Genomic DNA, 20,506 nt, shown 5'->3' on the forward strand with positions numbered 1-20,506 from the left:
TGCTTCCTTCATCCTTCACGCATGCGCGGAGAACCACGTGTCGAACCATTCGCCCGCTGCCGGGCGCAGTCTGCTGTACCTCGTCGTCGCCGGAGCCGCCTGGGGCACCGCCGGAGCGGCCGCCTCGCTCCTCTTCCTCGCCAGTGACCTCGGTCCGCTCGCCCTGTCGTTCTGGCGGTGCGCGGGCGGGCTCGTGGTGCTGCTGGGGGTGCTCGCCGTACGCCGGCCGCGCCCCGGGCTCGGGCGGGTCCGGCCGTCGGCCGGCTCGCTGATCGTGACCGGCCTGCTGTTCACGCTCTTCCAGGCCGCCTACTTCGCCGCCGTCCGCGAGACCGGCCTCGCGGTCGGCACCGTCGTCACGCTCGGCGCCGGGCCCGTGCTGATCGCGCTCGGCGCGCGGTACTCGCTGGGCGAACGGCTCGGCAAGGGCGGCGCGGCCGCCGTCGCCGGGGCGCTGGCCGGGCTCGCCGTCCTGGTGCTGGGCAGCGGGGGCGGCGAGGTGCGCCCGCTCGGCGTCGGCTGGGCACTGCTGTCGGCCGCCGGATACGCGGCGATGACCCTGCGGGCCCGCTGGCTCGGGCGGCGCGGGGCGGGCGGGGATCCGCTGGTGACCACCGCCTGGTCGGTCGCGGTGGGCGCGGTGTGCCTGTTGCCGCTCGCCGCCGCCGAGGGGCTGTTGCCGCACACCGCCGAACTCGGGCGGGTGCTCTGGCTGCTGGTGTACGTCGCCACGGTGCCGACGGCCCTGGCGTACGCGCTCTACTTCACCGGGGCGGCGGCCGTGCGGGCCGCCACCGTGTCCGTGATCATGCTGATCGAGCCGGTGAGCGCGGCCGTGATCGCCGTGCTGCTGCTCGGGGAGCGGCTGACCGGCGCGGTGGTGCTGGGCACCGTACTGCTGCTGGCGGCCGTGGGCGCCCTGATCGCGGCGGAGGCGCGGCGGCCGGCGGAACTGCCGGCGGACGGGTCGGCGGACGGGCCGGCGGTCCGGCCCGTCCGCGCTCCCGAAGTCTCGCGTCAGAGCGCCGCGAGGTAGTCCGGGGTCGCGATCCCGGCGGTCAGGCCGGCCGCCGGGATCGGCGCCCCGTACGCCGGAGCGACCGGGACCACGCCCGCCCAGTAGGGCAGCCCCAGGTCCTCGGCGTCGTCGTTCGGTCCGCCCGTACGGATCTTCGCGGACACCTCGGTCAGGTCCAGGCGGATCACCGCGGTGGCGGCGAGCTCCTTGGCGTTGGCCGGCCGGGAGTCGGCGGAGCGGCCCGGGACCACGTGGTCGACGAGGGCGTCCAGGGCCATCCGGCACTCCTCCTCGTCCGTGACCTGGTAGGCGGTGCCGTGCACGACCACCGAGCGGTAGTTGAGCGAGTGGTGGAAGGCCGAGCGGGCCAGCACCAGGCCGTCGAGGTGCGTCACGGTCACGCAGACCGGCAGCCCCGGGTCGGCCTTGCCGGCCGCGAGCAGCGGGCGGGAGCCGGTGGAGCCGTGGATGTAGAGCGCCTCGCCGACCCGGCCGAAGAGCGTCGGCAGCACCACCGGGGCGCCGTCGCGGACGAAGCCGAGGTGGCAGATGTAGGCCTGGTCGAGTATCGCGTGCACCGTCTCGCGGTCGTAGCGCGCCCGGTCGCGGGCGCGGGTCGGCACCGTGCGCTCGGTGGGCTCGTACGCGTCGGGCGAGGTGGTCGGCTCGGACGGCGCGGGCGTTTCCGTGGCGGGCGTGACGGTCATGATGCGAACTCCGTTGCACTAGTGCATACTGTCTTTTGTGCTAGGAGACTACCGGATCACCGGGCGACGTGCATCGGATATCGCGGCCAGCGTCGAAGCGGGTGTGGGAGCGGGCGCGCTGGCGCCGGGCGCGCTGCTGCCGCCGATGCGGGAGCTGGCGGGCGAGCTGGGGGTGAACCCCAACACCGTGGCGGCCGCGTACCGGACGCTGCGCGAGCGCGGGGTCATCGAGACCGACGGGCGGCGCGGCAGCCGGGTGCGCGCCCGCCCGTCGAGCGCGCCGCGGGACGCCCTGCGGATGGCGGTGCCGGCGGGCGTACGGGACATCACCGAAGGCAACCCGGACGTATCGCTGCTCCCGGCGCTGGACGGGGCGCTGGCGGCGGCCGCCCGGAGGTACGCGCAGGCGCCGACCCTCTACGGGCAGGACCCGGTCGACCCGGAACTGGCGCGGCTGGCCCGGGCCGACCTCGACGCGGCCGGGGTGCCGGCCGGGCCGGTGGCGCTGACCTCGGGCGCCCTGGACGGGATCGAGCGGGTCCTGGCCGCGCACCTGCGCCCCGGGGACGCGGTCGCCGTCGAGGACCCGGGCTGGGGGAGCGTGCTGGACCTGGTCCCGGCGCTTGGGCTGCGGGTACTGCCGGTGGCCGTCGACGACGAGGGGCCGAAGGCCGAGGCGGTGGCGCGGGCCCTGGAGGCCGGGGCGCGGGCGCTCGTGGTGACCTCGCGGGCGCAGAACCCCACCGGGGCCGCGGTGAGCGCGGAGCGGGCCGGGGAGCTGCGGGTCCTGCTGGCGGGCCACCCCGGGGTGCTGGTGATCGACGACGACCACGGGCACGCGATCGTGGACCTGCCCCTGCATCCGCTGGGCGGGGTCACCCGGCACTGGGCGCTGGTGCGGTCGACGGCGAAGGCCTATGGGCCGGACCTGCGGCTGGCGGTGCTGACGGGGGACGCGGTGACGCTGGACCGGGTCCGGGGACGGCAGCGGCTGGGCCCGGGATGGGTGAGCCGGCTGCTGCAGTACGCGGTGGTGGAGCTGTGGACCTCGGGCGCGGTGGACCGGGCCGCGGTGGCCCGCTCGTACGGGGAGCGGCGGAACGCGCTGGTCGCTGCGCTGCGGGAGCGGGGTGTACGGGCGCACGGGCGCAGCGGGATGAACGTGTGGGTGCCGGTGGCCGATGAGACGGGGGTGGTGACCCGGCTGCTGGCCGCGGGCTGGGCGGTCACCGCTGGGGCCCGGTTCCGGGTCGAGTCGGAACCGGGCGTGCGGCTGACGGTGTCGCGGCTGGCGGTCGGCGAGGTGCCGGGCCTGGCCGACGCCGTGGCCGCGGCGGTCCGGCCGGGGGCGGCGGGGGTCCGCTACGTCTGACCTCGGCCCCACCGCCTCGGTGGCGGGTCAGGCGAGTTCCGGCAGCCCGCCCAGGACGAAAACGTGTGGTGATCGCCCGGAAGGCAGCAGGCGTCACGCGGGCTTCCGTGGCCCGGGGCGGGTCTGGGTGAGGGCGGCGCCCGCCAGGACGATCGCGGCGCCGGCCGGGGTGTTCCAGTGGAGCTGTTCGCCGAGGACCAGGACGCCCGCCGTGGTGGCGATCACCGGGATGAAGTACGTGACCATCTGGGCCGTGGTCGGGCCGATCTCCGAGACCAGGCCGTACTGCATCTGGAGCGCCATGCCCGTGCCGAGGGCGCCCAGGGCGATCACCGACAGCGTCGGCCAGAGCGGGAACGACGTCGGCGCCGATGTGAACAGGGCGCTGACCAGCCCGAGCTGGAGCGTGGAGAGGATCAGCTGGCCGCCGGTCAGGGCCACCGGGGAGCCCGGGGCCCCGGCCAGCGTGCGGCGGACGTAGATCCAGCCGATGGGGTAGCAGAGCGAGGCCAGCAGGGCGAACGCGGTGCCCTTGGCGTCGACCCCGGAGAAGCCCTGCCAGGCGCCGAGGACGGTGAGGACGCCGAGGAAGCCCAGGCCCAGACCCGCGAAGCGGCGGCGGGTCGGGCGGTCCTCGGACAGCGCGACCAGGGACAGCGCCATCCCCCACAGCGGGGAGGTGGCGTTGCAGATGCCGGCCAGGCTGGAGGGGATGCTCAGCTCCGCGTAGGCGAAGAGGGAGAACGGGGCGGTGTTGAGCAGGAGCGCCGCCACACTGAGGTGACCCCAGGTCCGCAGCCCCCGCGGCAGCGGCTCGCGGCGGACCAGCAGCACGGCGACGAGGGCGAGCGCCCCGAACAGGACCCGGCCCAGGGCCACCTGGAAGGGCGCGTACGCTTCCGTGCCCACCTTGATCAGCAGAAAGCTGAAGCCCCAGACCACCGACAGGATCGCGAAGCGGACGCGCCAGTCCAGGAGGACGCCCCGCCGGGTGGCCGGGGCCGCGGTGGCGGTGAGGGAGGCCGTGGAGAGGGCCGGTCGAGGGGTGGTGGGTGCGCTCATAGCCCTTACTGTGCGCGGATCAACTTCGTAGAACAAGCGAGAGTTTCTCGGAGTGACGGCGTAGCATCGCTTACATGTTGAACCTGGAGCGCCTGCGCACCCTCGACGCCCTCGCCCGCCACGGCTCGGTCAGCGGCGCGGCCGACGGGCTCCACGTCACCACCTCCGCCGTGTCCCAGCAGATGGCCAAGCTCGAACGCGAGGTCGGCCAGCCCCTGCTGGCCAGGAACGGGCGCGGGGTCCGGCTCACCGACGCCGGGCGGCTGCTCGCCGATCACGCCGCCCGGATCATCTCCCAGGTGGAGCTCGCCCAGGCCGACGTGGAGGCCCAGCGGGGCTGCGCGGTCGGCGAGCTGCGCATCGGGGCCTTCCCGACCGCCATGCGCGGGCTGCTGCCCCGGGCCCTGTCCGCCCTGCGCGACGGCCACCCGGAACTGCGGGTGCGGGTGCGCGAGCAGGAGCCCGAGGAGAGCATGGCCGCCGTCGTGCGCGGCGACCTCGACCTGGCGCTGGCCATCGACTGGCACAACAAGCGGATGCCGGTGCCCGCCGAACTCACCCGGACGCACCTGCTGGACGACTCCGTCGACATCGCGGTCCCGGCCGGCCACCGGCTGGCCGACCGGTCGGAGATCTCCCTCGCCGAGTTCGCCGACGACGACTGGATCTCCTGGAACGAGGGGCAGTTCTGCCACGAGTGGCTGGTCTTCACCCTCCGCGGCACCGGAATCGAGCCGCGCATCGCCCACATCGCCGAGGAGCACCACACCCAGCTGGCCTTCGTGGAGGCCGGGCTCGGGGTGTGCGTGGCGCCGAAGCTGGGCCGCGGCCCGGTGCCGGGCGGGGTACGGCTGCTGCCGGTCAGCGACAGCGTGCGCCGGCACGTGTACGCCGTCTGGCGTGCGGACGCCGACCGCCGGCCCTCCATCCGCGCCGCGGTCGAGGCGCTGAAGCAGGCCGCCGCCGGCCTCTAGAGCTCCGGGGACCAGAGCTACGGGGACCAGAGCTACGGGGACCAGAGCTACGGGGACTAGAGCTTGCGGAAGTCCCACGAGACGACCGACTCCGGGGTCAGGCGGATCCAGGCGTGCCGCCCGTCGTGGGGCATCTCCTCGATGCCGAAGTTCTTGACCGGGAAGATCCGCTCGGCCTCCGCCAGTTCCGGGCAGGGTTCACCGGTGCGCGGGGCCTCGCCCACGAAGACGGCGCTGCCGGACAGTTCCACGCCGCGCAGTTCGTCGTACGCCTCGCCGGAGTCCACGACGACCGACATCCGCGGGTCCTTGCGCAGGTCGGACCAGCGCCGGCTGCGGGTGATCGAGTACAGCCACAGCGAGCTGCCGTCCCAGGCGAACCACAGGGCGCCCACGTGCGGGCGGCCGTCCGGGGAGACCGTGGCCACGCGGCAGGTGCGCTGCTCGCGGAGGAAGGCGTCCACCTCCTCGTCGGTCATCATGATCCGGCGGCCCCGCCGCTGTGTCCTCTCCGGGCGTGTCTCGTCCATTCGTCCCGCACCCCTTCACATCTGACTGTGTGTCAGGAATCATGCGGGCTCGTCGGCCGTTACGCCAGGGGGAGCCATGCCGGATCTCGATCCCGCCACCACCGCGCTGCTCACCGTCGAATGCCAGAACGGCGTCGTCGGCGAGGAGAGCGCGCTGCCCGAGCTCGCGAAGGAGGCCCGGGCCTCCGGAATGCTGGGCCGGGTGGCCGCGCTGGCCGACGCCGCGCGCGGGGCCGGCGTACAGGTGCTGCACGCCGTCGCCGAGCGGCGGCCGGACGGGCGCGGGGCCAACAGCAACGCACGGCTGTTCCGCGCGGCCGGGAAGCTGCCCGTGCGCCAGATCGCGGGGACCGAGGCGGTGCAGCTCGCCGCCCCGCTCGCGGTGGCCGAGCAGGACCTGGTGGTCCGCCGCCTGCACGGGCTCTCCCCGATGTCCGGCACCGATCTGGACGCCCTGCTGCGCAACCTCGGCATCCGCACCCTCGTCGTCACCGGGGTCTCCTCCAACATCGCCATCCCGAACACCGTCTTCGACGCCGTGAACCTCGGCTACCAGGTCGTGGTCCCGGCCGACGCCATCGCCGGGGTGCCCGCCTCCTGCACCGCCGAGGTGATCCGCAACTCCCTCGCGCTGGTCGCGACCATCACCACGGCCGAAGCCCTCTTAACGCAGTGGGCTCCCGCGACCTGACCCCCGTAACCTGGGCGGATGCTGTCCGAAGTGATCGCGACCCGTTACGTCACGCCCCTGCGTGAGGGCGGCTCGCTCCCGGGAATCGTCGAGGCCGACGACCTCGGTACCTACGTCATGAAGTTGTCTACCTGGTGGCGCTGACCTGCATCGATGCGACTGTGCCCGCCGCTGACCTGCGCGGATAGATCTTTCAGCGTCTTTCGGGATCATGCTGCGTTACGCAGCCGATTCTCCCCACGCGCTCCCCAGGCCCGTCGATACTCCCCAGCGCCTCCCCAGGGGAAACTGTTGCGGCGGGCTTGGGGGGCACGGGACGTCATGCCGCCGGAGTCGGTGTCAAGGACACGTGGAGTGACTGCCTGCGAGAGCATGGAAGGGACCTCACGCCGAGCGGGCAGGTGCAGGGCGTGATCCTGGGCGCTGGCTGAGCAGTTCGTCTGCGAGGCAGCTGGCGTGCCGATTCTGCGGTGCTGCGCGCTGATGCCCCTGCTCGAGAGGTGAAGTGCGAACCGCATCTCCGTGGCGCGAGGGCCCAGGCGACCAAAAATGCGTATCAACGATTCGGGTCCCATTTCGGCCAGCTGCCCTTATGATCACGCAAACGCAGGGGGCCGCGGCCCCTGCGGTACGTGCGTGGGAGGCGGCATGTGGTCGGACAATGAGACGGATCTGGACCTCCTCGGTTTCGACTTCCTCGTGGACGAAATGGTCGTCGCACTTACCCAGCCACGGCTACTACCGCTGACGATGGGGGTTACTGGCGGTTGGGGATCCGGCAAGAGCAGCCTGCTGAAGATCGTTGCCGCTGAGCTTGCCGGCCTTCCGGAAGGTGAGACCGGACACTTTGTCGTCGTCTCCTTCAGCCCATGGCAATACGAAGGCTACGAGGACATCAAGGCCGCTCTGACGGAGGCAGTTCTCGCGCGACTTCAACAGGAGGTCGAGGCCGATGGCCCACAGGCCGAGCAGGTGGGACGTCTCAGACGCATGGCCACGAGCTTGCGCCGGCCGGTCCAGATGCTTGTAGGAACGGCTCTCCCTGCCGGTGCCGCAATTGCCGCCGGCGCTTTGGACCCAGCCCTAGCGGATACAGCGTCCATGCTTGCGCAGGGCATGGTTGGCTCGATGGAATCGTCTCAGGGCCCCGCCGAGGATAGTCCGGACGCGGAGCCCCAGCCTGTTGCGGCGGGTGCGTTTCGACAGCAGTTCGCTGAACTGATGGAGTCCCTCCACAAGGTTCGGGCCGTGATTGTGATGATCGACGACTTGGACCGGTGTCTGCCGCACACCGTCGTGGACACTTTCGAAGCCATCCGACTCTTCCTGAATGTCGACAAGAGTGCGTTCGTCATCGCGGCCCACGCCGAAGTTGTGCAGGCAGCCATCGACCAGCGCTATCCAGGGCTGAGGCGTTCGGGGACTTCCGGGCTGGGGGCGGAGTACCTGGAGAAGATGCTTCAGGTTGAGATCAATATTCCGGCGCTTTCCGCTCCGGAGGCCGAAACCTACATGCACCTGCTCCTGTCCGAACTGTATCTGTCCCAAGATCAGTTCACGGTAGTGAAGGCAGCGGTTGACCAGCGGCGGCGCGGCAGCGCGCTCGGAGTGGCCTTGAACGTTGGCATGGCGGCGGACACGTTGGGGCCCGAGATGCCGCCGGAGCTGTACCAGGACATGATGTGGGCAGCAGCCGTCGCGCCGGTCCTCGGAAGCGGCTTGAGGGGTAACCCCCGCCAGATCAAGCGGTTCCTGAACACCTTGAAATTGCGACTGGCCAGCGCTGAGCGGCGCGGAACGACATTGGACGCAGCGATCCTCGCCAAGCTCATGGTGTTGGAAACCCAGTACCTGAGCGATTTCCAGAGGCTCTTCGACTGGCAGTCCGCTGGACCAATGAGCGGGGGAGGGAACTGGCTTGTCACAGCCGAACAGCGCTCCCGCGGTACATGGGTGGACGATGCCGATCCCGCACGGAACGAGGCGCCTCCTGGTTCCGGGGCCCGTCGTGCTGGGCAAGGTCAGGCCCGCCGCCCGTCGAGCCCGGAGATCGCACGCGCAGGCACTTTGGATGAAGAAGTGCGTACCTGGGCTGAGCAACATCACATCGACGCTTGGCTCAGGATGGAGCCAGCACTCGGTGGGAGGGATCTCGGTCCGTACTTCACTTTCGCGCGGGCCAAACTGACGCTCAGTGCCAACACGGCCCTCTTGTCGGCCCACATCCAGGAATTGCTCGGGCGCCTTCAGTCTGACGTGGCCTCGCGGCGTCGCGCAGCGGTGAGGCAGGCGGCGGAGAGCGTTGATGCGGCGGACCTCCCGACCCTCGTGGACCACCTTCTGCAGGCGGTCATGCGTGATCCCGCTGGTTCGGCCACGGACGGGGTGGCGGAACTGTGTGAGCGCATCCCCGCCGTTGCACCAGCTGTGTGTGAACGACTCAAAGTCATCCCGTTCGAGATCCTCCAGCCCAAGATCACTACTCTGGTACGTCGACTTCCGGAATCCGACCCCAATGTCAGTGCCCTTCTGGACGGGTGGCAGGCCAACCCGTCTGGGGGCTTCGTCAGGGCGGCTCGCCAGCGAGGACGGCACTGAGTGGGCACTTCCACGGACCGTACGAGTGGCTCCGGCGGGGCTTGGACGCCGCTGAAACACGCCGCCACCGCCTACACGCGTGACCTCAGCAGAGGGTCAGTGGCACGAAACCGAGCCGCGGTGGTCCTCGCTCGTCATGTGCCGGTCTTGGGTGGGGCGGCTGCCGCCTCGGCCAGTGCCACAGCTGGCCGCACCACGGCACAGCGGCTGGGTGGCCTTCTGGCAGGGGTGGCCTCCGGTGGCCTGGGTGAGGCGCTAAGACAAGCATCCCTGAGTGATTTGATCGGACGTGACCGGTTCGAGGTCGTGGACGAACTGGTGACACAACTGGCCGGGGACGGGGGCGACCTGGATGGCCAAGCGGCTCGGGACGCGGTTTGCGATGTACTGGATGAGCTCTTCAGGGACGCCGAGTCCTGGGACGAGCTGGAGAACGAGGCAACCACACGGAACGACGTGGTGCGGCTTCTCGAACTGTTCTTGACGCATTACATCTACAACAGGGTGCCAGTGGTGGCAGCACGGTTGAGCACGATCGCCGATCCTGAGGCGGCTCGCGGCGCGGACCGGCAGATGCGCCAGGTCATCGAGGACTGTGTGGCCATCAGACTGCCCGAGAAGGCGTTGAGTATGGACTGGTCGGGGCCGGAGGGGCGCGCGGTCGTCGAGGAAGTGCTGGGGTTGGCCTACCAAGCGCTGGAAGGGCTGGCATGACACAGTTCACGGTGCGTACCGAGCAGTTTGCGGAGCCAGGCCCGCCGAGTGGTCTCCTCCTCGACTTCATGCCCGGCTTGCCGGGTGCCACGGTGCAGGCCGGTCGAGGGTTCTTCCGGTCCTTCGTGCCCACCCGGCAGGCGGCAGACCTGATGGTCATGGCGTTCGGTGCCTATGTCTCGGACCGAGCGAGCGAGCGCAGTAGAGCCGACGACGCGTGGACCCGGGACTTCGCCCTCGGGTTTCCAGTACATAACGTTGCCGACTGGCCGATCGAAACCGCGCAGGACATGTTGCGGTTCCTGACCGGCGACCGATGGACCCTCCAGCCACGCCCCCAAGACGCTCCGCCATTGCCACCGTACTCGGACGGGCAGGGCCAGATTGCCGCAGACGGTGTGTGTCTGTTCTCGGGTGGCCTGGACTCCCTGTGCGGCGTGATCGACCTTCTGGAGGAAGCGCCTGAGAGGCGGTTGTGCCTGCTCTCACACTACGAAGGCGGGCAGACCTCTGCGGCCCAGACCCGGCTGTTCCGCCGGCTGAAGGCCCACTACGGGCAACGCGTGATCTCTCTACGCCTGTTCTTGCGGCCCGGACCCGCCCACCCAGTCCAGGCCAGACCTTTGTCTACTGGCCGCGAGACCACCACACGGTCACGGTCCCTGATGTTTCTGTGCACCGCCCTCGCGGTCGCCTCCTCCATTGGTCCGCACGTCCCGGTCTATCTGCCCGAGAACGGTTACATCGGCGTCAACGTGCCCCTGACCCGTGCACGGTCCGGCAGCTTCAGTACCCGTACCACCCATCCGCACTACCTAGCACTCCTTGATCAGGCCAAGCAGGCGATTGGTGTGCCCAATCCTCTCGTCAACCCTTACCGGCTGAGGACGAAGGGCGAGATGCTCACCGGTAGCCGCAACCGGACTCTCCTAAGCGAACTTGCGCCCAAGAGCATCTCCTGCTCTCACCCCGAGGTGGCCCGCTACGCGAAGAGGACGCAAGGCAACTGCGGCTACTGCTTTCCGTGTTTGATCCGCCGGGCATCGATGGCCCAAGCCGGATGGGACCGGGCTGAGCAGTACGCCTGGGACGCGCTCACCGACTCCGAACTGCTCGATCCCGACTCAGGACGCAGCTCCGATCTGCGTGCGGTGCTGGCCGGTACCCGTCCCGGCCGTCCCACCACCGACATCCTGCGCAACGGACCTTTGCCCCGTGATGAGCGGCGAGCGTACATTGAGGTCTGGCGCCGGGGCAGTGCCGAAGTCCGAACCTGGATCACCGCAGGTGCTCGTGGACAGCTCGCACAGATCCTGGAGCACACCTCGTGAACCGCCTACTGGACACCCACTGCCACTTGACGGGCTACAAAGACGCCGCCGAAGTCCTGCGCGAAGCCGCCGACGCCTCGGTCGACATCGTGGCCGTCACTGAGGACCCCGGAGAGTACCGGCTGACGCGGACCCGGCTCGGCCGGCGGCCAGGTGTCTATACCGCGCTGGGGATGCATCCACTCCGAGCCCACAGCTTCACTCCAGCGGACCTGGCCCGTTTCATGCGCATGCTGCCCGAGGCCCCTTGGATCGGCGAGATCGGCCTCGACTACTCACCCGCTGGACGCAGTACGCGCCGCGTGCAACTGAGGATCTTCGAGGCCATCCTTGCAGATCCCCGCGCCTTGTCGGTGCCTATGACGGTCCACAGCCGGGGTGCCGAAGGGGATACTCTCACCCGCCTCGCGCAAAGCGGCGCCACCGCTGCAATCCTGCACTGGTATACAGGCCCCGCAAACCTGGTGGACGACGCCCTGGCAGCCGGACTCTGGTTTTCCGTAAACCCCGCCATGTGCCACTCCGCCAAGGCGCGCCGGGTGATCGACGCGCTCCCCGTCGACCGCGTCTTGTTGGAGACCGACGGTCCGTTCGCAAGACACCAAGGGCGGTCGGCCCGCCCTGCAGACCTGTCGGCCGTCATCACTTACCTTGCTGCGCGATGGGCCCTGGCTCCCGAAGCTGTCGTCTGCCAACTCCAGGCCAACCGGCTACAGCTTCTGGAAGGGGGCGGAGGCAGGACGTGAAACGTATCGACGGCGTGGGGCGTGGGGCCTCCGCCCCCTCCGGCAGCCCCAGCTGAGCTTCCTTGCAGAGTCCGTCCTTCCGAGAGCGATCGCTCGGTTTTTGCTGGTCAGATGCCGCGCCGGCCGAAAGCACAGGTTCAATTCCGTCTCCCGCTGTCAGTGCCGCCCTCTAAGATTCATTCTGCGGGGACAGCCCCGTGTTCCTGATCGCGGCGGCAGGGTCACGGCAGGCATAAACGTGTGCAGCAGATACAGGCGGGGAGTCGCATGCGGGAAGACCGGTGGACGACGGTCACCGAGTCCGAGCACGAGCACGAGCGCCGCGGTCTGGAAGCGATCCGCAGGTGTGTGCCGGACGAGGAGCCGTGGCGCGCTTGGTCGAACTTCACGTTCACTGCGAACAGCGGCCATGTCCGCGAGATCGATCTGCTGGTGACCGCACCGGCCGGGGTGTTCCTTCTTGAGCTGAAGGACTGGCACGGCTCGGTGCACGGCGGCGGTAACGACTGGGTGCAGACCACGCCCGGCGGGACCCAGCGGCGACACGGCAATCCCCTGCACCTGGCGAACCGGAAGGCCAAGGAGCTGTCCGGCCTGATCAACGATGTCTCCGGTCGGCCCGGGGAGCGGCCGAAGATTTGGGTGGGTGAGGCGGTCTGCTTCACCGATGACAAGCTTCGGGTGAACCTTCCGGCCGCCGATCTGAACGGCGTTTTCACGGTCAAGCAGCTCGTGGACATGTTGTCCGAGCCGCCCGCGGACGCTCGGCGCCGGATAACGGCCGAGACGTCTCGCCGCGTCGACGCGGCCCTGAAGAAGCTCGGCATCGCACCGATCCGCCGCCAGCACGAGGTGGGCTCCTATCTCCTGGATGCGAAGGCGTTCGACACTGGGCCCACCTGGGCCGACTATCTGGGCCGTCACTCCCAGCTGCACGATCTGGCACGAGTGCGGGTCTTTCTCAGCGAGCGCGGTGCTTCAGACGCCGAGCGGCGTTCCGTAGAGCAGGCCGCTGCTCGCGAGGCGCTCGTGCTCAGCCGGTTCCGGCACCCGGGTGCGGTACAGCTGAAGAGTTATCTGCCGTCGGGGCATCCGGCCGGGCCCACGATCCTGTTCGATTACCACCCGGAGACTCTGCGCCTGGACGACTTTCTGGTGCAGCACGGGAAGCATCTGGACCTGCGGGGCCGCCTCGCGCTCGTACGACAGCTCGCGGAGACGGTGCGCTCCGCGCACTCACGCCGTGTCCATCACCGCACGCTGTCGGCGCACGCGGTGCACATCATTCCGCGTGATCGCGGCCCGCGCGGGCGGGAGCTCAGCGAGGAGCAGCGCTGGCTGGGCTCTTGGCCGCAGATCGCGGACTGGCAGATCGCTACAGGCCAGAGCGCCAGCCGTGGCCGGCCACTGACCCTGGCTCCTACAAATGTGTCCGGGTTCCACGTCTCGGAGCAGGCTGATCCGTATCTGGCGCCGGAGCTCAGGATCCCGAAGGCCGACCCGGTGCGCCTCGATGTGTACGGGCTCGGTGTCCTCGCGTATCTGCTGGTCACTGGGCAGGCACCAGGTGGAAGCCAGAGCGAGGTCATGGCCCGTCTGGAAGCCGGTGAGAGCCTGCGCCCGAGTGCCTTGGTCGACGGACTCAACCCGGACATCGACGACTTGGTGGAGGCAGCCACCGCGTACGAACCGGGCCGTCGCTTGTCCACGGTCGACGACTTCCTGGAGATGCTGGAGTACGTCGAGCAGGCATTCACCGAAAAGGACTCCGTCGGCCCGGCCACAGCCGCAGGCACGGGCGGGGACGGCGGGTCGGGGTCGGAAGCGGAGGAGGATCGGGGCGAGCCGGAGAAGGACCCGCTGGAGGCCGTGGCCGGGGATGTACTGGCCGGGCGCTGGGAGGTTGTTCGCCGGCTCGGCACGGGCTCGACCTCTCGGGCGTTCCTGGTGAGGGATCTCGCGGGCGAGCCGCGGCGCAGCGGCATCCTGCCGGTGGCTGTGCTGAAGGTCGCGCTGAGCGAGGCCAAGCACGCCGTCCTCGACCGGGAGGCCCAGATCTTGGGCCGCATCCACCGGGATTCCAGCATCATCGCGCTGTACGAGCGGGAGCCGATCACTCTCGCGGGACGCCGGGTGCTCGCTCTCGAATATGTCGGCGACAGCCGAGAGCTGAAGGACCAGGACCGTGGTGACGGGAAGGGACCGAGGCGGCGTGAGGACACCGTCGCCCGCCAGCTGCGGGACAACGGCCGCCTGGGCATGGATCAGCTGGAGGCGTACGGGAAGTACCTGTTCGGCGCGGTGGAGCACTTGGAGGCGGAGGGAATCTGGCATCGGGACCTGAAGCCGGACAACATCGCCATCCGGATCCGTCCCAACGGCACCCGACAGTTGGTGCTGATCGACTTCTCGCTCGCCGGATACCCGGCGAAGGAGATCGATGCGGGCACCGAGGGCTATCTCGACCCGTTCGTGGGAGTCATCACGCGCGGCTCGTACGACGGTCATGCCGAGCGGTACGCGCTCGCGGCGACGTTGCACGAGATGGCGTCGAACGAGCTGCCCCGCTGGGGTGACGGTGCTGTCACAGCCCGGCAGACCGATCCGAAGGAGTGGCCGTACCCGCAGCTCGCCGCCGACGCTTTCGAGCCGGCAGTTCGCGATGGCCTGGTCGCCTTCTTCCGCAAGGCTTTGGCGCGGGACGTGAAGGACCGGTTCTCGGACCTGAAGCCGATGGAGCGTGCCTGGCAGGCACTCTTCCTTGACGCGCAGCGGACAACGGCTCCGAGCTCCGGGCACGGTACGGCGGAAAGCGTAGGGACCAAGCAGGAAGCCGGGCCGCAGATCGGCCGGGAGGACGACGATGCGTCCGCCGAGCAGGTTCGTGACCAGCAGGCGGCCAGGGCTGACCGTACGACGCCTCTGTCCGTGGCAGGTCTGACGCTCTCCGCGCAGTCCCAGCTGTTCGCCATGGGTCTGAACACCGTTGGGGACGTACTGGACTACTCGGCGAGGAAGTTCCTCACTGCGCCGGGCATGGGCTCGCGCACCCGGGAAGAGATCCAGCGCCGGCAGAAGGAGTGGAATCTCCGACTCGGCAAAGCGGCCCCCGCACCACTCAGCGCGGAAGCCCGCAAGGCAGCCGGCCAGGAAATCACCGAGCTGGAGCAGGCGGTGGCCCAATCTGTCGCTGCCGGCGGCGGAAATGTCATTGACCCGCAGCTGCTGGGCGCACTGAGCCTGGACGCGCTGGCCGCTCGCCTCGTCCCGAAGCCATCCAGCGGCAATGCCCGATCCAACGCCAAGGAGCGCGAAGCGGTCCGGCTGCTACTGCGGCTGCCCAACGAGATCGGCAAGCTGCCCGAGGGCCTGGCATGGGTTCGGCAGCGGGACGTCGCTGACGCGGTGGGCCTGACCGCGGGCCGTATCCCGCAGATCGTGAGGAAGGCGCGCGAGCGCTGGTACGAGGACGCCGCCCTTGGACTGCTGCGCGAGGAGGTGGTGGAGCTTCTTGCCGAGCGCGGACGGGTGGCCCCGGTGATCGAGCTCGCCGACGCGCTGATCGCCCGGCGCGGCACCCAGCACGTGGAGCGTCGCGACCGGCGCGCGCTCGCATTGTCGCTCCTGCGCGCGGTAGTCGAGCGAGAGAGCTACAACAACGAGTCCCCGCCGCTCTTCCGCTACTTCCATGCCCGGATGCCCAAGGGCGCCGATCCGGTGCTCGGCCTGCTTGCCATCGATGTCCGGGAGGGCGTGGACGGCCCGGATACCCCGACGCTGCCCGCTCTGCAGGAATACGCGCTCAACCTGGGCGCGCGAGCCGACCGACTCGCGGACCTGGAATCCCTACCGACTGCCAGCACCGTCCTTACCGAGCTGGACGCGGTGCGACGGCCGCCGGGAAACCTGGGCTGGGACGAGCGGCGCACCGCCGAGATCGCGGTGGCAGCCTCCAACCGAGCCGCTCTCACCCCCCGACTGGAGATCTACCCGCGCGACCTGGACCTGGTTCGCGCACTGAGGATCACCCAGGCCGGTGTGGTCGCCGTGCAGTCCGGCGTCGAGGAGGAGCGACTGCCGGGCCTCACGGTTGACGCCCTGCACAAGCGAGTCACGACCCGCTTCCCTGACCTGGGCACAGACCCGCTGGTGCCACGCGAGTTGCCCACGGGCAGCGCACTGGTCCGCCACCTGAAGCAGGCCGGCTTCGAGCTGAAGTTGGCGACGCGTTACGACAAGGTGCTCCGTCTCATCCCGGACCGTCCGGCTGGGGACGCAACCGCCGGCCTGACCTCGGCGAGCTGGGGAGCCTCGGCGGCCCGTCGATCCGCCCCCACCCAGTACGACGCGGACGCGGCCGTCGCCACCGCAGTCAAGGCCGAACAGCGGCTCAGCCACTCGGCGCGACAGGACGGCTTCCGGGTCCTGACGGTGCCCCACCGGGGTGCTGAGGACGCGGTGCGGCACCTGGCGGACGAGCCGTACGGTGTGCAGCCGGTGTCATTGACCGGGCTCTTCGTGAACGAACTGCGCAGTGTGATCGGCGAGGCGGCCAGACCGACCTGGGAGACCGTCCTCAAGGCAGACGCTGCCGAACCCGGAAGCCGGGCTCACCAGCAGCTGCGCATCCGTACAGACAAGGCGTGGGGGCGCATCGAGCCGCAGCTGCGAGAGCGACTGCGGCAGGGGCAAGGACCGCTGCTCCTAACCGACACTGCGGTGCTCGCCCGGTACGACGCGTTGGACCTGCTTGTAAGGCTCGCGGAGGAAGCGCGGCAAGGTGGCAGCCCGCTGTGGCTGCTCGTTGCCCAGTCCGACCCGGCGAAGGCACCGCGGCTGGCAGGGCAGAGCGTGCCGTATCAGGCAGGGTTCGATGAGTGGATCGTCGTGCCCGATGCCTGGGTCGCGCGCAAACACCTCGCGCCGGACGCCTGACCCTCTTTCCCTCCTGACCCGGCCTTCTTCCGCCCTCTCCGATCTCTCTCCAGGAGCCGTTCCGTGATCGACCGCAAGAGCCTCCTCGCCGACCTGCAGAAGCAGGTCAAGGCGGCAGAGACCGACCTTGAGCAGCAGGTCAAAGCTGTCCCCGAGGTAGGGACGCGGCTGCGCGGTGAGTATGAGCAGGCCCGGAAGCTGGGCCGTACGGCGGCGACGTGGAACGCCTGGCTCGGGGAGCGGATTACTCAGGTTGCGGTGGCTTGGGTGCTCGGCACCGTCTTCGTCCGCTTCAGCGAGGACAACCGGCTGATCGCTGAGCCGTACATCACGGCGCCGGATGTGGCTGGGCGCGAGACCGCGCAGGCGCGGTACGAGGAGTACCTGGAGAAGGACGCCGACCCGACGTACCGAGGCTGGCTGGAGACGGCGTTCGCAGAGCTGGGCGCCGGGCAGGCAGGGCGGCTGCTCTTCGACTGCAAGCACAACCCGCTCTACCAGATCCCCCTTTCGCACGACGGGGCGGGCGCGCTGCTCGCGTTTTGGCGGGAGCAGCGCGCCGGCGAGGGAGAGCTCAGCGGGGACGGCGATGGCGGTGTCGGCGGCCCTGTTCTCGTACACGACTTCAGCGACCCGCTGAGCAAGGACGGCACCGAGGGCTGGGACACCCGGTTCCTTGGCGACCTGTACCAGGATCTGAGCGAGGCGGCCCGCAAGAGGTACGCGCTGCTGCAAACCCCGCAGTTCGTGGAGGAGTTCATCCTCGACCGGACCATGACCCCGGCAGTGCGGGAGTTCGGTTTCGAAGAACTGAAGATGATCGATCCGACATGTGGGTCGGGTCACTTCGTGCTCGGGGCGTTCCGACGGCTGGTGCGGATGTGGGCGTCGCAGCGACCCGAAGTGGGCCCGTACGAACGGGTGCGGGCGGCGTTGGAGTCGGTGCATGGGGTGGACCTCAACCCGTTCGCGGTTGCGGTGGCCCGCTTTCGGCTGCTGGTAGCGGCGATGGCTTCGAGCGGCATGCGGACGTTCGCAGAGGCGCGGCAGTACGAGTGGCCGGTCCAGCTGGCGGTGGGTGACTCGCTGCTGCCGACGGAGCACAGGCAGGAGGGGCTCTTCGGCGACGAGCAGCTGAGCCTTGGCGACAGTGTGGAATCGGGCGACGCCGAGGACCCGTACTACGCGCTGAGCACGGAGGACGTGTTCGAGTACCCGCAGATCCTGAACCGGGGCCGTTACCACGTTGTCGTGGGGAACCCTCCGTACATCACGGTCAAGGATAAAACGCTCAACGAGCTGTATCGCAAGCTGTACAGCGCGTGCGCGGGTACGTACGCGCTGTCGGTCCCATTCGCGCAGCGCTTCTTCGAGCTCGCGGTTCGGGGCGAGGAGAAGTCCGGGCTCGGCTACGGCATGGTCGGCCAGATCACGGCGAACTCCTTCATGAAGAGGGAGTTCGGGACAAGGCTGATCGAGAGCTTTTTCCGGGATCGGGTCGAACTGACGGAGGTCATCGACACGTCGGGGGCGTACATCCCGGGGCATGGGACGCCAACGGTCATCCTCGTCGGCCGCCCGCTGGATTACACGGGCGCTCGCCGGGCCACTATCCGCACGGTCCGGAGTGTTCAGGGGGAGCCAGCAGCTCCGGAGAGGGCGGAGGATGGACTCGTCTGGCGGGCTATCACTCGCCAGACCGACTCCCCGGGCTCCGAAAGTGACTGGATCAGCGTTCGAGACACGCGACGTGACGACCTGGCAAAGCATCCATGGAGTCTGACAGGAGGTGCCGCTCCGGACATCCTGAAGATCGTCGATAGCACAGGAAAGCGGCTGCGAACTGCGTCACAAGAACTCGGCCTATCTATCGTTACTGGTGAGGACAACGCATTTGGCTCGGTGAACACTGCTGCCGCCCGCCAGCGAGGTGCCAGACCCACCGCTGTCGCCAATGGCGACGAGGTACGGGACTGGGGACTCGCTGGCGCGACCTGGCTCACCAGCCCGTACGGCCACGACATGGAGCTCCTCGAAGGTGCAGAGATTGAGGACTTGCAGCGCTTCATGTGGCCACTTCGTCACGTACTGGAACTTCGCAAGCGCTTCAGCATCACGATGCTAGACAGGGGAATTCCTTGGATTTCATGGCGTGAGGTTTACGGCGCCCGCGTCAAGGCCCAGAAGCTGATCGTTTACGCAAAGGTTGCGACGCATAATCACTTCTACCTCCAGAACGGCCGGCTCCCCGTGAAGGACTCGGCGCAGGTAATCAAGCTCCGTGAGGACGCCACGGCGGAAGAGCATCTGGCGCTGCTTGGGTTGCTCAACAGCTCCACGGCTGGGTTCTGGCTCAAGATGGTCAGCCACGATAAGGGTAGCCAGTCAGGCACCGGTGGGTTCATGCATGACGAGTGGGAACGCTTTTACGAGTTCACTGGCACCAAGCTTCAGGAATTTCCTATCCCCGCCGAATACCCCACCGCTCTCGCCACCGAGCTCGACACCCTCGCGCAGCAGCTCTCGGCCTCAACGCCCGCCGCTCTCTCGGTCGAGGCCGCCCCCACAGCCGCTGCGCTCCGCAAAGCCAAGGACCGCTACAACGCCACCCGCGGCCGCATGATCGCGCTGCAGGAGGAGCTGGACTGGCAGGTGTACTCCCTCTACGACCTGCACCCCGAGAGCTTGCGTCTGCCCGACGTAACCGACGCCCCCGAAATCAGTCTCGGCGAGCGGGCCTTCGAGATCGTGCTCGCGCGCCGGGTGGCAGCTGGCGAGGTCAGTGAGGTGTGGTTCAAGCGGCACGGCTCCACCCCCATCACCGAGATCCCTTCCCACTGGCCTGCCGAGTACCAGGCACTTGTCCAGAAACGCATCGACGTCATCGAGTCGAACCGCGCCATCGGCATGGTGGAGCGCCCGGAGTACAAGCGGCGCTGGGCAACTGAGGGCTGGGATGCGATGCGCCAGAAGGCTCTTAAAACCTGGCTGCTCGACCGGGTTGAGGACCGTGCGCACTGGTTCGACGCGAGCGGCAACCCCACCGTGACCACCCTCGCGCGCCTCGCAGAAGACCTTTCTGCCGACGAGGATTTCGTGTCCGTTGCTGAGCTCTACGCGCCTCGGCAGGACCTCGCGAAGACCGTGCGGGAGCTGCTTTCCGAGGAGCACGTGCCGTTCATCTCGGCGCTGCGGTACAAGCCGACCGGGCTCAGGAAGCGCGCCGACTGGGAGTACGTGTGGGAGAAGCAGCGCGAGGTGGACGCCGCTCCAGACGAGCCCACCAAGCGGCAGATCCGCAAGGAGACGCCCGTGCCGCCGAAGTACACCACGGGGGACTTCCTGAAGCCGAGCTACTGGCGTGCGCGCGGCAAGCTCGACGTGCCCAAGGAGCGGTTCGTGTCGTACGGCATGGCCAACGCGCAGTCGCCAGAGCTGTACGGGTGGGCCGGCTGGGACCACTTGGAGCAGGCCCTCGCACTCGCATCCCATATTCAGCAGGCCGGGCTCGGTGACGACGGCCTCGTGCCGTACCTGGCCGGGCTGCTTGAACTACAGCCGTGGCTGGAGCAGTGGCATGGCGAGTACGACCCGGAGTTTGGGGCGTCGCCGGCTGCCGAGATTCTGGCGTTCCGGCAGCAGAGGCAGGGCGAGCTCGGGCTGACCGACGACGCTCTGCGGGCCTGGCACCCGGCCGCGGCCACCCGGGGAGGCGCGAAGAAGGCAGCTGCGCCCAAGAAGCGAACGGGCGTGAAGGCCGCCGTCCAGACGTCCGTCGCGGACACCGCTACCGATGCCGCAACCGGCGCAGAGTCCGACTGAAACAGG

General features: G+C 69.1%; 14 protein-coding genes. 11 read left to right on the forward strand and 3 right to left on the reverse strand.

The features are described 5' to 3' along the window. Positions 1 to 37 precede the first annotated feature (37 nt). Positions 38 to 1,036, forward strand: a complete 999-nt coding sequence (locus OHA89_RS30630; protein WP_406367559.1) for a DMT family transporter — start codon at positions 38 to 40, stop codon at positions 1,034 to 1,036. Here the strand turns inward: OHA89_RS30630 and OHA89_RS30635 are convergent. Next, a complete protein-coding gene (locus OHA89_RS30635; RefSeq protein ID WP_266610940.1) occupies positions 1,018 to 1,725 on the reverse strand; it encodes a pyridoxamine 5'-phosphate oxidase family protein in 708 nt (235 codons plus the stop codon). The two genes, OHA89_RS30630 and OHA89_RS30635, sit on opposite strands and share 19 nt — an antisense overlap. Positions 1,726 to 1,762: 37 nt before the next feature. Between OHA89_RS30635 and OHA89_RS30640 the strand changes: the two genes are divergently transcribed. Continuing rightward, positions 1,763 to 3,097: an aminotransferase class I/II-fold pyridoxal phosphate-dependent enzyme gene (locus OHA89_RS30640; protein WP_266610942.1), complete on the forward strand. Its 1,335-nt coding sequence runs from the start codon at positions 1,763 to 1,765 to the stop codon at positions 3,095 to 3,097. A 93-nt stretch (positions 3,098 to 3,190) separates the two neighbouring features. Here the strand turns inward: OHA89_RS30640 and OHA89_RS30645 are convergent, their stop codons facing one another. After that, complete coding sequence (locus OHA89_RS30645) at positions 3,191 to 4,159, reverse strand: DMT family transporter (RefSeq protein WP_406367561.1); 969 nt, start codon at positions 4,157 to 4,159, stop codon at positions 3,191 to 3,193. A gap of 74 nt (positions 4,160 to 4,233) precedes the next feature. Between OHA89_RS30645 and OHA89_RS30650 the strand changes: the two genes are divergently transcribed. Further along, positions 4,234 to 5,133, forward strand: a complete 900-nt coding sequence (locus OHA89_RS30650; protein WP_215149710.1) for a LysR family transcriptional regulator — start codon at positions 4,234 to 4,236, stop codon at positions 5,131 to 5,133. 56 nt (positions 5,134 to 5,189) lie between these two features. Here the strand turns inward: OHA89_RS30650 and OHA89_RS30655 are convergent, their stop codons facing one another. Then, positions 5,190 to 5,663, reverse strand: coding sequence for a pyridoxamine 5'-phosphate oxidase family protein (locus OHA89_RS30655; RefSeq protein WP_266946912.1), 474 nt, complete (start codon positions 5,661 to 5,663; stop codon positions 5,190 to 5,192). A gap of 76 nt (positions 5,664 to 5,739) precedes the next feature. Here OHA89_RS30655 and OHA89_RS30660 point away from each other — a divergent pair, with 76 nt between their 5' ends. From OHA89_RS30660 to pglX, 8 genes are all read left to right on the forward strand, one after another. Beyond that, positions 5,740 to 6,354 carry a cysteine hydrolase gene (locus OHA89_RS30660; protein ID WP_257557420.1) on the forward strand — a complete coding sequence of 205 codons (615 nt, stop codon included), beginning with the start codon at positions 5,740 to 5,742 and terminating at the stop codon, positions 6,352 to 6,354. Between the two features lie 18 nt (positions 6,355 to 6,372). Beyond that, positions 6,373 to 6,498: a hypothetical protein gene (locus tag OHA89_RS30665; protein WP_302061780.1), complete on the forward strand. Its 126-nt coding sequence runs from the start codon at positions 6,373 to 6,375 to the stop codon at positions 6,496 to 6,498. Positions 6,499 to 7,002: 504 nt separating this feature from the next. After that, positions 7,003 to 8,952 carry a P-loop NTPase fold protein gene (locus tag OHA89_RS30670; RefSeq protein WP_406367563.1) on the forward strand — a complete coding sequence of 650 codons (1,950 nt, stop codon included), beginning with the start codon at positions 7,003 to 7,005 and terminating at the stop codon, positions 8,950 to 8,952. A 306-nt stretch (positions 8,953 to 9,258) separates the two neighbouring features. Next, positions 9,259 to 9,666, forward strand: a complete 408-nt coding sequence (locus tag OHA89_RS30675) for a hypothetical protein (RefSeq protein WP_406367564.1) — start codon at positions 9,259 to 9,261, stop codon at positions 9,664 to 9,666. Further along, the gene (gene qatC, locus OHA89_RS30680) at positions 9,663 to 10,997 is read left to right on the forward strand and encodes a Qat anti-phage system QueC-like protein QatC (RefSeq protein ID WP_406367565.1); all 1,335 of its coding nucleotides are present in this window, start codon (positions 9,663 to 9,665) and stop codon (positions 10,995 to 10,997) included. Before OHA89_RS30675 ends, qatC begins: the two co-directional genes overlap by 4 nt. Further along, positions 10,994 to 11,743 (forward strand): TatD family hydrolase, encoded by a 750-nt coding sequence (locus OHA89_RS30685; RefSeq protein ID WP_406367566.1) that lies wholly within the window; start codon positions 10,994 to 10,996, stop codon positions 11,741 to 11,743. Before qatC ends, OHA89_RS30685 begins: the two co-directional genes overlap by 4 nt. Before the next feature lie 267 nt (positions 11,744 to 12,010). Continuing rightward, positions 12,011 to 16,678 (forward strand): BREX system serine/threonine kinase PglW, encoded by a 4,668-nt coding sequence (gene pglW, locus OHA89_RS30690; protein WP_406368646.1) that lies wholly within the window; start codon positions 12,011 to 12,013, stop codon positions 16,676 to 16,678. A 63-nt stretch (positions 16,679 to 16,741) separates the two neighbouring features. Then, positions 16,742 to 20,500: a BREX-2 system adenine-specific DNA-methyltransferase PglX gene (pglX, locus tag OHA89_RS30695; protein ID WP_406367568.1), complete on the forward strand. Its 3,759-nt coding sequence runs from the start codon at positions 16,742 to 16,744 to the stop codon at positions 20,498 to 20,500. Positions 20,501 to 20,506 lie beyond the last annotated feature (6 nt).

Source organism: Streptomyces sp. NBC_01546 (genome assembly GCF_045208355.1).
Lineage (GTDB): Bacteria > Actinomycetota > Actinomycetes > Streptomycetales > Streptomycetaceae > Streptomyces.